Here is a 12,931-nt window from a genome sequence, read left to right as displayed (position 1 = left end):
TTTAGCGCACACCGGCGGTCTGGGTGTGAAAAAAGCCTGCTTCGTTCGAAGCGGGCTTTTTGCGTTGGGGTGCTTGCGGGTGTGCCGGTGAGTCTTCCGCGCTGTACCCCGGGCTGTGTCGGCGCTGCGTGTGTGCAGCGTACGGCAACAGCCGAAGTGCGCCGGTCGGTGCAACCGGCGCGATCCAGGCGGGTTAAACCGCGGCGCGGCTTGCGGCCAGCTTGCGTTGCAACTCCGGCATCATCTTCGCCACCGCTTCCTCTCCGGCCAGGATCGCAGCGTTGCGCTGCGAGAAATCGCTGCCGCTCATGGCGGCCAGATTCGGCCGGATCACAATGTCGGCGTACTTTTCGAGTTCATAGGTCTTGATCGTCTGGCCCATGATCGTGAAAGTCTGCATCAGCACGTCGAACGAGCTGGCGGTGAGGCCGCTTTCCGGGCGCTGCGAGATGTCCACGGCGATCACGAAATCCGCGCCCATCTTGCGTGCGAACGAGGCGGGCACCGGACTCACCAGGCCGCCGTCCACATATTCGTGCCCGCCCATCTTCACCGGCTCGAAAATCGACGGCACGCTGCATGACGCGCGCACCGCAATGCCGGTGTTGCCTCGCTGGAACAGGATCGGCTGGCCGGTCCGCAGATCGGTGGCGACCACGCCGAGCGGCTTGACCATCTTCTCGATCGGACGGTTGTTGAGCGTCGTATTCAGGTAGTTCTGCAGCGCGACGCCTTGCAGAAAGCCGCGCGTGCGAAACGGCATGGCCCAGTCGCTGATCGACGCTTCGTCCATGTTCAGCGCGAGCTTGTTCAGTGCAAAGCCGTTCATCCCCGAGGCGTACAGCGCGCCGACGACCGAACCGGCGCTCGTGCCGGCCACCAGATCGACCTGGATATTGCGCGCCTCGAGCGCCTTGATCACGCCGATGTGCGCGAAGCCGCGAGCGGCGCCGCCGCCTAACGCGAGCCCGACGCGGATCGATCGCTGCGGTTTGTCGAGCGGTGGCGTGGTGGGCGTGGCGGCAACCGGTGTGCTATCGGTCTTGCTGCCGCCCGTTGTGGTGCAGGCGGCCAGCACCGCGGAGGCGGCCGCCAATGAGAAGTTGCGACGGGCGAGGCGAGGGGATGACGGTTTCAACGGGTTCTCCAGCAACGGCAGGGGCGGCGCGATCGGTGCAAGCGGCGCAATCTGTGCCGCGATCAGGCGGATAGTCAAACGGGCAGAACCGCCGGTGGCGATTCCACGCGCTGTGGTTCTATCCCGACCCGCAGCGCGCGCACATCATAAATCAAAGCGCCGGACGCACGCCGGCCCGGTAATGAAACGTTGCAGACGAAACCCTCGGGCGCCTTGCAACACGCTTCGCGAGCGTCTTGCGTGCTGCCGTTGGCCATTCGGACGAGGGCAGGCAACACGGGTTCGGAAGGTATAATTCGGCTCTCGCATTTATTTCCTTCGTGTCCGTGCAAGGCGTTTTTTGCCACGCGGGCGCGGTCCGCTGCCGCGCTTCACTGGCGATGTCTGCCACGGCGCCGGCGCCTGTCTTCCGAGTAATCGCTAATGACCACCTCTGTCCGTACCCGTTTCGCACCGAGTCCCACCGGCTTCATCCACCTCGGCAACATTCGCTCTGCGCTTTATCCGTGGGCGTTCGCGCGCAAGATGAAAGGGACCTTCGTGCTGCGGATCGAGGACACCGACGTCGAGCGTTCGAGTACCGAAGCCGTGGACGCCATTCTCGAAGGCATGGAATGGCTCGGCCTCGATATCGACGAAGGTCCGTTCTACCAGATGCAGCGCATGGACCGTTATCGCGAAGTGCTCAAGCAGATGCAGGACGCGGGGCTCGTGTACCCGTGCTACATGTCGACGGAAGAGCTGGACGCACTGCGCGAACGCCAACGCGAGGCCGGCGAAAAGCCGCGCTATGACGGCACGTGGCGTCCGGAACCCGGCAAGGTGCTGCCGGAGCCGCCGGCCGGCGTGCAGCCCGTGCTGCGCTTTAGCAATCCGCTTTCCGGTGTGGTCGCATGGGACGACGCCGTGAAAGGCCGCATCGAGATCTCGAACGAAGAACTCGACGACCTCGTGATCGCGCGCCCGGATGGCACGCCGACTTACAACTTCTGCGTGGTGGTGGACGATCTGGACATGCGCATCACGCACGTGATTCGCGGCGACGATCACGTGAACAACACGCCGCGTCAGATCAACATTCTGCGTGCGCTCGGCGCCGAGCCGCCGGTGTATGCCCACTTGCCGACCGTGCTGAACGAGCAGGGCGAGAAGATGAGCAAGCGTCACGGCGCGATGAGCGTGATGGGTTATCGCGACGCCGGCTTTCTGCCGGAAGCGGTGGTCAACTATCTGGCGCGTCTGGGCTGGTCGCATGGCGACGCGGAAATCTTCACGCGGGAGCAGTTCGTCGAATGGTTCGATCTGGAGCATCTGGGCAAGTCGCCGGCTCAGTACGATCACGACAAGCTGAACTGGCTCAACGCGCACTACATCAAGGAAGCGGACAACGCGCGCCTCGCTGAGCTTGCAAAGCCGTTCTTCGCTGAACTGGGTATCGACGAAGCCGCCATTGCGCAAGGCGCCGATCTGGCGTCGGTGGTTGGCTTGCTGAAGGACCGTGCGTCGACGGTGAAGGAAATCGCCGAAAACGCGGCGATGTTCTATCGCGCGCCGGCGCCTGAGGCCGATGCGCTCGCGCAGCACGTCACGGATGTCGTGCGTCCGGCGCTTGCCGATCTGGCGGCAGCGCTCAAGACAGCGGAGTGGACCAAGGAAGCAATCGCTGCAGCATTGAAGGCAACGCTCGGCGCGCACAAGCTGAAGATGCCGCAACTGGCCATGCCGGTTCGTCTGCTGGTGGCGGGCACCACGCATACGCCCTCGATTGACAGCGTGCTGATGCTGTTCGGGCGCGATGTCGTGGTGAGCCGTATCGAAAAAGCGTTGGCCTGAGCGCGTTCGCGCGCGCCTTGAGCGGGTTTGCATGCGACTTGCGAAAAAAGTCGCATGCAATTGCTCAAAGGGTATTTACAAAGCGCAAATTGGCCTCTAGAATCTCGTTTCTGTTCTGCAAGGGGGGTATAGCTCAGCTGGGAGAGCGCTTGCATGGCATGCAAGAGGTCAGCGGTTCGATCCCGCTTACCTCCACCATCAGAGCAGAGTGAAGTGGTTCCGAAGTCTGGAGCTTGTAGCAAAAAAGACTTCACAAACGGTTGTAACGTAGTTAGAATATCCGTCTTTGCTGCTGACGAAACAGAAGTTAGCGTGAGTTAGCGGCAAGATAAAGACAGATCTGAAAAGATTATGTCCCCTTCGTCTAGAGGCCTAGGACATCACCCTTTCACGGTGAGTACAGGGGTTCGAATCCCCTAGGGGACGCCAAACATCAGCGTCGCTTGGAAGTAGTAAAGCAACGCAGCTTGCAGAGAAAAAACCAACGCTCGCAAGTCATGATGGGCAAACTGGAGTGGTAGTTCAGTTGGTTAGAATACCGGCCTGTCACGCCGGGGGTCGCGGGTTCGAGTCCCGTCCACTCCGCCAGACAAAGCCCGTTCATACAAACTTGAACGGGCTTTTTCATTAAAGGTGTAAGCAGTACGTTGTCCCCTTCGTCTAGAGGCCTAGGACATCACCCTTTCACGGTGAGTACAGGGGTTCGAATCCCCTAGGGGACGCCAGGACATCGGCGTCGCTCATTAAGCAGAATGAGTAAGCAGTATGAGCGGTGTAGTAGGTGAGTGAGCAAAGCTCATAAACCATGGTGCAAAAATCTGGAGCGGTAGTTCAGTTGGTTAGAATACCGGCCTGTCACGCCGGGGGTCGCGGGTTCGAGTCCCGTCCGCTCCGCCAGATTTTAAAAAGCCCACTTCGAAAGAAGTGGGCTTTTTTTATTTCCGCAGCCGGGTCTGCCTGGGTATCGTCCGGGTATGCTCGGGACAAACAGCCATTGCCAGCGCGCGCGGCCTGTTTTACCGTTGACCCGACTCATCTTCGTCGCTTGCCATGTTCGACCCCACCGAAGCTCCGTCACCGTTTTATCTGCGCCAGGCCAGCATGGACGATTTCGAGTTCGCTGAGGCGCTGACTCGCAATAACATGGGTGGCTACTATCGCCGGCACCACCTGCTCTGGCGTGGCGATCTGTTTCTCGGCAGTTGGCGCGAGTCGGAGAATTTCATTCTCGAAGTGGACGGCGAGCCGATCGGCGTGCTGCGCATCACGCAAGAAGGCGATTCGCTGCATATCCGCGACGTGCAGATTGCCGAAGGGCATCGGCGGCTCGGCGCCGGCACGTATCTGCTCGATATGTCGCATCAGTGGGCGCGCGAGCGCGGGCTGCGCGAGTTGCAGTTGCGCGTGTTCGTCGACAATCCCGCCGCGCGGCTGTATCAGCGCAAGGGGTACAAGCTGACCGGGCCGCGTCTGGCGCAACTCGGGGCGATCCGTCATCTGGCGCGGCGCGTCTGACGCGTAGCGGCTAACGGCTAACGGTTGCGCGTAACGCCTTCACTTTTGCGCAGTCTCTTCGTCCGCCTCTGCATGGCCACGATCCCCGTTCGCCACACGATGCTCGGAGCCACGCTCGATGAACGCGCGGGGACTTTCGCCGAATGCCCGCCGGAACATCGCCGAGAACGCACTCTGGCTCTGATAGCCCAGCTCCTGTGCGACATGTGAAAGCGGCCGCCCCTGGCTTAGCAGCGGAATCGCGCGCGCGAGAATGGCCTGCTGACGCCATTGCGAAAAACTCACGCCCAACTCCTGACGAAACAGCCGCGCAATCGTACGCGTACTCGCACCCACGCTCGATGCCCATTGTTCGAGCGAATCGCCGTGCGTCGGGTCCGCGATCACGGCCTCGCACAGCGCCCGTAAGCGCTTCTCGTTGGGCATCGGCACGGACAGAGGCAGTGGCTCCGAACGCGTCAGTTCATCTAGCGCGAGGGCGCCCAGCAGTTGTTCGCGTGTCGCTGAAATGCCTGGCGTATCGAGCGCGGCGATGACTTCGCGCAGCAGATCCGATACTTCGACCACACGCGGCGTATCCAGTCCGGCCGGGACGGTGCTTTCGGTAATGTAGAGCGTGCGCAGAAATGCATCTTCGACTGCGACGACTTCGTGTGTCACATGCGGCGGTACCCAGATCGCCCGGGATGGCGGCACCATCCAGGTCGTACCGGTCGTCGCCACCCGCAGCACGCCGCGCGACGCATAGGCTACCTGTGCCCACGCGTGCGTGTGTCGCGCGATACGCCACCCCGAAGGCATCGGCCGCGAGCGCACGCGGATCGGGTGCGTTTGCGTCGGCTGGAATTCGGGCGGAATGTCGGCGAAGTGGACATGGCTCGCCAGGACTGAGTCAGTGGACGAATTCATGTTGAAGGTCGATCCAATGGATGGAGCTCAAGAACGCGGAGCCTGTGAACACGGAACTCACGAGCACGGGGCGCTCAAGCGCGGGCCCCGAGAGCGTGGATCCGAAGGCACGGACTCGAAACCACGGACTCGGAGGCGCAGACCCGAAGGCGCGGACCCGTAGGTGCAGACCCGCAGGCGCGGACCCAAACCCACCGCGAGCCTCTCATTGTAGGTGTTACGTCGGAGTCAACGTTGCATAATGTCCAGATTGCACGGATCCCGAGGAGACCCCCATGAGCTTTGCAACCGCTGACTTGTGCGATGCACACGAGGACCAACTGGCGCTCGGCACGCTGCGTGTGCTCGAGCCGGTGTTTCATCTCTTTAGTCGCGCCGAGTGTTTCAGCGGCGAGGCGGTCACGCTAAAGGTGTTCGAAGACAACGCACTCGTGCGCGCCACGCTCGAAGAGAAGGGCGCGGGCCGGGTGCTGGTGGTCGATGGCGGTGGCAGCCTGCGTTGCGCGCTGGTAGGCGGCAACCTCGCGCAAATCGCCGAACAGAACGGCTGGGCGGGCATCGTGCTGAACGGCTGCGTGCGCGATACGCTGGAGCTCAATGAAGTCAATGTCGGCGTGGCGGCGCTGGCGACCTGCCCACGGCGTGGCCAGAAGCTCGGCACGGGCGAGCGCGACGTGCCGGTGCAATTGCCGGGCGCGCTGGTACGTCCGGGCGAATGGATCTATGCGGATATCGACGGCGTGCTGGTGGCGAGCGCGTCGCTGAACTGAAGCCCCGGCAACAGCCGAGGCAAGCCAAGCCCATACTCAAGGAGAGCGAACAACGATGCAGACCGTCTTTGTCTACGGCACGTTGCGTGCCGGTGAAGTGAACGACCTCAGAAATGCTGCGGCGCGCAACGAGATCGCCGCGCCGAATCTGCTTGGCACGGCTACGGTGCGCGGCCATCTATTCGACTTCGGCTTGTACCCGGGCCTGGTGGTCGACGAAGCAGGTGTGGACGTGACGGGCGACGTCTACGAAATCGACGATGAACTGGTTGCGGTGCTCGACGAGATCGAAGCGGTGTATCCCGGTGTCGAAGATCGATTCCTCGCGCGAGAAGTGATGGTGAAAGTAGACGGCAACGTCGTGAACTGCCGCTTCTATCCAGTCGCGCCCAATGCGGTGAAGGGCCACCCGGAAATCCGGTCGGGCGATTGGGTCGAGTATCGCAGCACGCGCTGAGGGGCGGCATAGCTGGCTCACGGCGAGCGCATCGTCAGCACCCGAGGCAAGCATGACGAACGCGCCACGAGCACACCGCAGACACACCGCGAGCACATAAAAAAACGGCCCGGCAGGCATGCGCCTGTCGGGCCGTCCGGTCGGTCAGCTTGGCGACCCGGGCCGCTCTTTCATCTTGCGTGGCTGGTGAAAGCGGGCCTGGTACGACGTCGTTATTGCTGCACCATGAGGCTGATGCCTGAGGTCGTTCAGATGCCTCAGATTTCCTCGTACAGCGGCAGCGTCAGGAAGTCGGTGAACTGCTCCGACGTCGACATGTCCTCGAAGATTTGTGCGGCGCGATCGTACGGCTTCGTATCGCCGCCGACTGCCTGCTTCACCTTGTCGAGCTCTTGCGCCGACAACTCGCGCACCAGCTCGGGCGTGACTTTGCGGCCGTCTTCGAGCTTACCCTTCGGCGAGCGCAGCCATTGCCACACTTGCGAGCGCGAGATCTCCGCAGTGGCGGCGTCTTCCATCAGGTTGTGAATCGGCACGCAGCCATTGCCCTCGAGCCACGAACCCAGGTAGTGAATGCCGACGTTGATGTTGTTGCGCAAACCCGCTTCGGTGATCGACGCTTCCGGGCGGAAGTCCATCAGGTCGGCCGCGGTGACGAGCACGTCGTCGCGCTGCTTGGCGATCTGGTTCGGCTTGTCGCCGAGCACCTTGACGAATTCTTCCATCGCGATCGGCACGAGGCCCGGATGCGCGACCCAGCCACCGTCGTAACCATCGCCCGCATCGCGCGCCTTGTCGGAGCGCACACCGCCCATTGCCTTGTCGTTCGCCGCCGAATCGTTCTTGATCGGGATCAGCGCGCTCATGCCGCCGATTGCCGGTGCGTTGCGGCGATGGCAGGTTTTCAGCAACAGCAGCGCGTAGGCACGCATGAACGGCGAGGTCATCGTGATCTGCGAGCGGTCGGCGAGGCAGAAGTCGCGGTCACTCTTGAACTTCTTGATTGCCGAAAAGATGTAGTCCCAACGGCCGGCGTTCAGGCCTGAACTGTGTTCGCGCAGTTCGTACAGGATCTCGTCCATTTCGAACGCGGCGACGATCGTTTCGATCAGCACGGTCGCGCGAATCGTGCCGCGCGGCGCGCCGACGGCTTCCTGTGCCGCGAGGAAGATGTCGTTCCACAGGCGCGCTTCCAGATGGCTCTCCATCTTCGGCAGATAGAAGTAGGGCGCCGTGCCGCGCGCGACCTGTTCTTTCGCGTTGTGAACCATGAAGAGCGCGAAATCGAAGATGCCGCCGGAGACGCGCTTGCCGTCCACCGTCACATGCTTTTCGTCCAGATGCCAGCCGCGCGGACGCACGATCAGCGTGGCGATCTTGTCGTTCAGTGTGTACGACTTGCCGTTCTGTTCTAGCGAAATCGTGCGGCGCACCGCGTCCTTGAGATTGATGTGGCCGGTAATCTGGTTGTCCCAGCTCGGCGCATTCGAATCTTCGAAGTCGGTCATGTACGAATCCGCGCCCGAATTCAGCGCGTTGATGATCATCTTGCGCTCGACCGGGCCGGTGATTTCCACGCGGCGGCATTGCAGGTCCTGCGGCAGCGGCGCGATCTTCCAGTCGCCTTCGCGCACGTTTTTCGTTTCAGCGAGGAAGTCGGGACGCTCGCCGGCGTCGAGCCGTTTTGTGCGTTCCACACGAGCCTGCAACAGTTGCTGACGGCGCGGTTCGAACGTTCGGTGCAGCGCGGCGACGAGCTCAAGCGCTTCGCGGGTGAGGATCGCTTCATAGCCCGGCTTGATCTCAGCCGTGATTTCCATGCCTTGCGGCAGCGGCAACAATGATTGCGATGACAGCGGATTGGCCATGGTTTCTCCTTGGTCGGTCAGATTGCAAAGGTGCAAATGTTGAAATGAAGTTGAATTGCGTCGTGGGATCCCGGTGGTAGCGGTCATGCGCCAGGGCTGTGGCGCGTGCGGCTGCCGCCGGGGTTCCCGGTGCTGCCCGTGCCGCTGGTGCGGTCGGGCGACGCGCGGAACTTCAGAAAAGCGAGCAGATCGTTCATGCCTCCGCCCGTGCCATGCGGCGTGACGCCCAGTTCTTCGGCTGGTGCGTTTTGCCGGTTAAGCCAGAAAGTGGTGAAGCCGAACCAGCTCGCGCCTGCCACGTCCCAGCCGTTCGACGACACGAACACGATCTCGCGCGGCTCGGCGTTGAAGGCGTGCGTGCCCAGCGCGTAGGCCGCGGGCGCGGGTTTGTAGGCGCGTACTGTGTCGACGGATAGAACATGGTCGAACAGGCCGGTCATGCTGGCGCTCTTCACGGCAACGTCGAGCATTTGCGGATTGCCGTTCGAAAGGATCGCGAGACCGGGCCGTGAGCCGGGTTTGCCACTCGCAGACGCAGACGATGCCGAAGGCGCGTCGCGCAACTGGCGCAGCACGGGCACGGCATCGGGAAAAGCGGACAGGCAGGCATATTCGTCCATCAAACGCTTCTCTGCGGCACGGTCCAGCGTGAGGTGCAGTTTCCTCGCGGCGAAACGCAAGGCGTCGAGGGTAATGTCCCAGAACGGCCGGTACTGCGCGCCGGGCGCGCTGGCCGGCGCCGCGAGCGTACGCAGCTGCGTGTATTCGATCTGTTTTTGACGCCACAACTGCGAGAGCGCGTCGCCGTGGCCTGGGAACATCTGCTCTGCGGCAGCGATCACCGAATGCACGTCGAAAAGCGTGCCGTATGCATCGAAAATCACTGCTTTAGGGAAGGGTGTCGTTGTGGCCGACATTGCCGTGCACTCCTATCAGAGGTCAGGACGAATTGTATTACTGATGCCATACGGTAAAAAAGATGCTAAAGATCACTTGATCTTTTACTTTCATACACCTAATCTGACGCGCACCGACCACTTTCCCGCGCAACCCTCCAAGGGGACTTCCTTCGGGGTGCCGCGGCTCCGCCCGCTCATGGACCGTTTCAAACAGATCGAGACTTTCGTTACCGTCGCGGCCAAGGGCAGCCTGTCCGCCGCGGCGCTCGCCGAAGGCGTCGCGCCCGCCATCATCGGCCGCCGAATCGATGCGCTCGAAGAGCGCCTCGGCGTCAAATTGCTGGTGCGCACCACGCGCAAGATCACGCTGACCTTCGAAGGCTCGGCGTTTCTCGAAGATTGCCAGCGCGTCATCCACGACATGCAGAACGCCGAAGCCAGCGTATCGGCGGGCGGTGTGAAGGCGAGTGGCCATTTGCGGCTGTCGGCACCGGCCGGGTTTGGGCGCCGGCATGTTGCGCCGCTGGTGCCGGCCTTTACCGTCGCGCATCCGGATGTTTCGATTACGCTCGACCTGTCTGACCGGCTGGTCGACCTCGTCAACGAGGGGTTCGACTGCGCCGTGCGCCTGGGCGAGCTGCCGGATTCGTCGCTGGTGTCGCTCAAGCTCGGTGAGAACCGCCGCGTGTGCGTGGCTTCGCCGTCGTATCTGAGCCGGCGAGGTTCGCCGCGCTCGCTGGCCGATCTCGCGCACCACAACTGCCTCGCACTCGGCGCGAGCGCCAATCAGCAGCGCGGCTGGGTGTTTCAGCAGGGCGACAAGGTCGTGTCGATCAAGGTGTCCGGCACGATGGAATGCTCGGACGGCGCCGTGCTGCACGAGTGGTGCCTCGAAGGCTATGGGCTCGCATGGCGCTCGTGGTGGGAAGTCGGCACGGATATCGCGGCTGGCCGGCTGGTCAGCGTGCTCGACGAGTTCGCCGCGCCTCCGATCGGTATCCATGCGGTTTTTCCGCAGCGGCGGCATTTGCCGCTGCGGGTTCGGTTGTTTCTGGACTTTCTCAAACATACGTACGGCCATCCTGATTACTGGGGCTGAGCGTCGATGAGGTGCGGCCGAGGTGCGGCTGATGTCCGGCGACCCGGCGCGATGACCCTTGTGCCGCCTTGTGCAACCGTTGCGACGATCCACGCAGCGGGTTTCCGATATGCGGACAGACCCGCACGACGGCCTTGAGCGCACTTCTGCGAACTACAATCGATTGAAGCGGCTTCTAGGCCGATCGTGGGACGCTGACGCCGCGCTGCACGCAGCCGGCGACGGAGGGCATCATGTTCAGGCACATCCTGGTTCCGACCGATGGTTCAGACCTGTCACGCAAAGCGATAGACGGCGCCATCGATCTCGCGCAGGCCGTCGGCGCTCGCGTCACCGCTTACGCGTGTTTGCCGCAATATCCGTACTCGCCGTTCTCCGACGTGGTGATCGAGCCGCCGGTCGAGTTTCTGCAGCGCAGCGAGCGTGAAGCGCACGTGCACCTGAGAGAAGTGGAACTGGCCGCGCGCCGTGTCGGTGTCGCGTTCGACAGTCGCACCAGCGTGCATCCGGCGCCGTACCTCGGCATCATCGAAGCGGCCGAGCAGGGTGGCTGCGACGTGATTTTCATGGCGTCGCATGGGCGGCGCGGTCTCGGCAGTTTGCTGATCGGCAGTGAGACGCAGCGGGTCCTAACGCATACGAAGATTCCGGTGATCGTGTACCGCTGAGGCGCACGCCCACGATTCCCATCAAGGGCAGGTACGGCATAGCAAAAAAAAAACGCGCCGACGATGAAGCCGGCGCGTCCTATTCTCGCCGCACAATACGTTGTGCTGGCTTTGTCTGCACTGCTGCCATCTCTCCCAGATTCCAGCCATCAGGGCAGACCGGCGTACTTCAGCCCTGATGGCTGCTCCTCCCTGACAGCGGCCCTCTAACGGAGCCGCTTTTTTGTCTGCCTTGCCGTTCTCGCGATCAGACCACGGCGTACTTAAGCGACCTTCTTGTCGAAGAACTGTTCGTCTTCCGTCGAACCGTGCAGCGCGGTCGTCGATGCGTCGCGCTCGACCGTTTGCGTCACGGCGTCGAAGTAGCCGGTGCCGACTTCGCGCTGGTGCTTGACCGCGGTGAAGCCCTTTTCGGCCGCAGCAAATTCAGCCTGCTGCATTTCGACGAAGGCGGTCATCTGGTTGCGGGCATAGCCGTACGCCAGGTTGAACATCGAGTAGTTCAGCGCGTGGAAGCCAGCCAGCGTGATGAACTGGAACTTGTAGCCCATTGCGCCGAGTTCGCGCTGGAACTTGGCGATGGTTGCGTCGTCCAGGTTCTTCTTCCAGTTGAACGACGGCGAGCAGTTGTACGACAGCAGCTGGTCCGGGAATTCCCTATGGATCGCGTCGGCGAATTTCTTCGCGAACTCGAGGTCCGGCTTGCCGGTTTCGCACCAGATCATGTCGGCGTACGGCGCGTAGGCGAGGCCACGCGAGATCGCTTGCTCCAGACCCGGCTTCGTACGGTAGAAACCTTCCACCGTGCGTTCGCCCGTCAGGAACGGCTTGTCGTTGTCATCCACGTCCGAGGTGATCAGGTCGGCGGCTTCAGCGTCGGTGCGAGCCAGCAGCACGGTCGGCGCGCCGGAGACGTCGGCAGCCAGACGCGCGGCGGTCAGCTTGGCGATGTTTTCGCGGGTCGGAACGAGCACCTTGCCGCCCATGTGGCCGCACTTCTTCACCGAAGCGAGCTGGTCTTCGAAGTGCACGCCTGCAGCGCCCGCTTCGATCATCGCCTTCATCAGTTCGAACGCGTTCAGCACGCCGCCGAAACCGGCTTCCGCGTCGGCCACGATCGGTGCGAAGTAGTCGATATAACCTTCGTCGCCCGGATTCTTGCCTTCCGACCACTGGATCTGGTCAGCGCGCGTCAGCGTGTTGTTGATGCGCTTCACCACCAGCGGCACCGAGTTCGCCGGGTACAGCGACTGGTCCGGATACATTTCGCCGGCCACGTTCGCATCGCCCGCCACTTGCCAGCCCGACAGGTAGATCGCCTTCAGGCCGGCCTTCACCTGTTGCATCGCCTGGTTGCCGGTCAGCGCGCCGAGCGAGTTGACGAACGGCTCGTTGTTCACGCTTTCCCACAGCTTTTCCGCGCCGCGCTTGGCAAGCGTGTGCTCCACTTGCAGCGAGCCGCGCAGACGGATCACGTCTTCAGCGGTGTACGTACGCTTCACGCCCTTCCAACGCGGATCGGTTTCCCATTGTTGCTGGAGTTGCTTGGCTTGTTGTTCGCGCGACATGGTGTGCTCCTTGGTTGCCTGTAATCTTCGTCGAAGCGGCTGGCCCTTTTAGGCGTTTCGTGTCGTGAAGTCTTGTATAAGAGTCTAGGCAAGTGGACGGCGGCACAATAGTCACGACGAAGCGTTTTTGGAATATTAATTTATGTTTAAAATCAATTGTTTATGCTGATAGTTCCGCATTAAGAAACGTCTTTTTCCATCTTGCAA

Annotated in this window: 11 protein-coding genes and 5 tRNA genes; 11 read left to right on the top strand and 5 right to left on the bottom strand. The window is 62.1% G+C overall.

Translation table 11 applies throughout. The features are described from left to right. Window positions 1–193: 193 nt before the first annotated feature. Entirely contained in the window at window positions 194–1,159 is a 966-nt protein-coding gene (locus GNZ12_RS29110) for a patatin-like phospholipase family protein (protein WP_407947737.1), read from the bottom strand. Window positions 1,160–1,561: 402 nt separating this feature from the next. Between GNZ12_RS29110 and gltX the strand changes: the two genes are divergently transcribed. The 7 genes from gltX to GNZ12_RS29075 all read left to right on the top strand — a co-directional run bounded on the left by gltX (window position 1,562) and on the right by GNZ12_RS29075 (window position 4,486). Further along, complete coding sequence (gltX, locus tag GNZ12_RS29105; protein ID WP_172315610.1) at window positions 1,562–2,971, top strand: glutamate--tRNA ligase; 1,410 nt, start codon at window positions 1,562–1,564, stop codon at window positions 2,969–2,971. Window positions 2,972–3,093: 122 nt separating this feature from the next. Then, window positions 3,094–3,169: transfer RNA gene (locus tag GNZ12_RS29100), tRNA-Ala, on the top strand. A 155-nt stretch (window positions 3,170–3,324) separates the two neighbouring features. Continuing rightward, a tRNA-Glu gene (locus tag GNZ12_RS29095) sits at window positions 3,325–3,400 on the top strand. Window positions 3,401–3,482: 82 nt separating this feature from the next. Further along, window positions 3,483–3,559 (top strand) — tRNA-Asp (locus GNZ12_RS29090). A 61-nt stretch (window positions 3,560–3,620) separates the two neighbouring features. Continuing rightward, window positions 3,621–3,696, top strand: a tRNA-Glu gene (locus tag GNZ12_RS29085). A gap of 95 nt (window positions 3,697–3,791) precedes the next feature. Continuing rightward, window positions 3,792–3,868: transfer RNA gene (locus GNZ12_RS29080), tRNA-Asp, on the top strand. Between the two features lie 153 nt (window positions 3,869–4,021). Beyond that, window positions 4,022–4,486, top strand: a complete 465-nt coding sequence (locus GNZ12_RS29075) for a GNAT family N-acetyltransferase (protein ID WP_172315609.1) — start codon at window positions 4,022–4,024, stop codon at window positions 4,484–4,486. Between the two features lie 39 nt (window positions 4,487–4,525). On the opposite strand, the gene GNZ12_RS29070 is transcribed toward GNZ12_RS29075, so the two are convergent. Beyond that, window positions 4,526–5,395, bottom strand: a complete 870-nt coding sequence (locus GNZ12_RS29070) for an AraC family transcriptional regulator (RefSeq protein ID WP_172315608.1) — start codon at window positions 5,393–5,395, stop codon at window positions 4,526–4,528. A 275-nt stretch (window positions 5,396–5,670) separates the two neighbouring features. On the opposite strand from GNZ12_RS29070, the gene rraA reads away from it, so the two are divergent. Together rraA and GNZ12_RS29060 are read left to right on the top strand one after the other, a co-directional pair. Next, window positions 5,671–6,165 carry a ribonuclease E activity regulator RraA gene (rraA, locus tag GNZ12_RS29065; protein ID WP_172315607.1) on the top strand — a complete coding sequence of 165 codons (495 nt, stop codon included), beginning with the start codon at window positions 5,671–5,673 and terminating at the stop codon, window positions 6,163–6,165. A 55-nt stretch (window positions 6,166–6,220) separates the two neighbouring features. Further along, window positions 6,221–6,622, top strand: coding sequence for a gamma-glutamylcyclotransferase family protein (locus GNZ12_RS29060; protein ID WP_172315606.1), 402 nt, complete (start codon window positions 6,221–6,223; stop codon window positions 6,620–6,622). Between the two features lie 257 nt (window positions 6,623–6,879). Here GNZ12_RS29060 and aceB read toward each other — a convergent pair whose 3' ends face one another. After that, window positions 6,880–8,490: a malate synthase A gene (aceB, locus tag GNZ12_RS29055; protein ID WP_172315605.1), complete on the bottom strand. Its 1,611-nt coding sequence runs from the start codon at window positions 8,488–8,490 to the stop codon at window positions 6,880–6,882. A gap of 83 nt (window positions 8,491–8,573) precedes the next feature. Beyond that, entirely contained in the window at window positions 8,574–9,407 is an 834-nt protein-coding gene (locus tag GNZ12_RS29050) for a haloacid dehalogenase type II (RefSeq protein WP_172315604.1), read from the bottom strand. Between the two features lie 178 nt (window positions 9,408–9,585). Here GNZ12_RS29050 and GNZ12_RS29045 point away from each other — a divergent pair, with 178 nt between their 5' ends. Then, entirely contained in the window at window positions 9,586–10,488 is a 903-nt protein-coding gene (locus GNZ12_RS29045; RefSeq protein WP_172315603.1) for a LysR family transcriptional regulator, read from the top strand. 233 nt (window positions 10,489–10,721) lie between these two features. Then, entirely contained in the window at window positions 10,722–11,156 is a 435-nt protein-coding gene (locus GNZ12_RS29040) for a universal stress protein (protein ID WP_063496563.1), read from the top strand. 263 nt (window positions 11,157–11,419) lie between these two features. Here GNZ12_RS29040 and aceA read toward each other — a convergent pair whose 3' ends face one another. Beyond that, the gene (aceA, locus tag GNZ12_RS29035) at window positions 11,420–12,724 is read right to left on the bottom strand and encodes an isocitrate lyase (RefSeq protein WP_172315602.1); all 1,305 of its coding nucleotides are present in this window, start codon (window positions 12,722–12,724) and stop codon (window positions 11,420–11,422) included. Window positions 12,725–12,931 lie beyond the last annotated feature (207 nt).

The sequence above is a fragment of the Paraburkholderia solitsugae genome (assembly GCF_013177695.1).
In the GTDB taxonomy this organism is placed as follows: Bacteria; Pseudomonadota; Gammaproteobacteria; order Burkholderiales; family Burkholderiaceae; genus Paraburkholderia; species Paraburkholderia solitsugae.
This window is presented reverse-complemented; position numbering and strand designations above follow the sequence as displayed.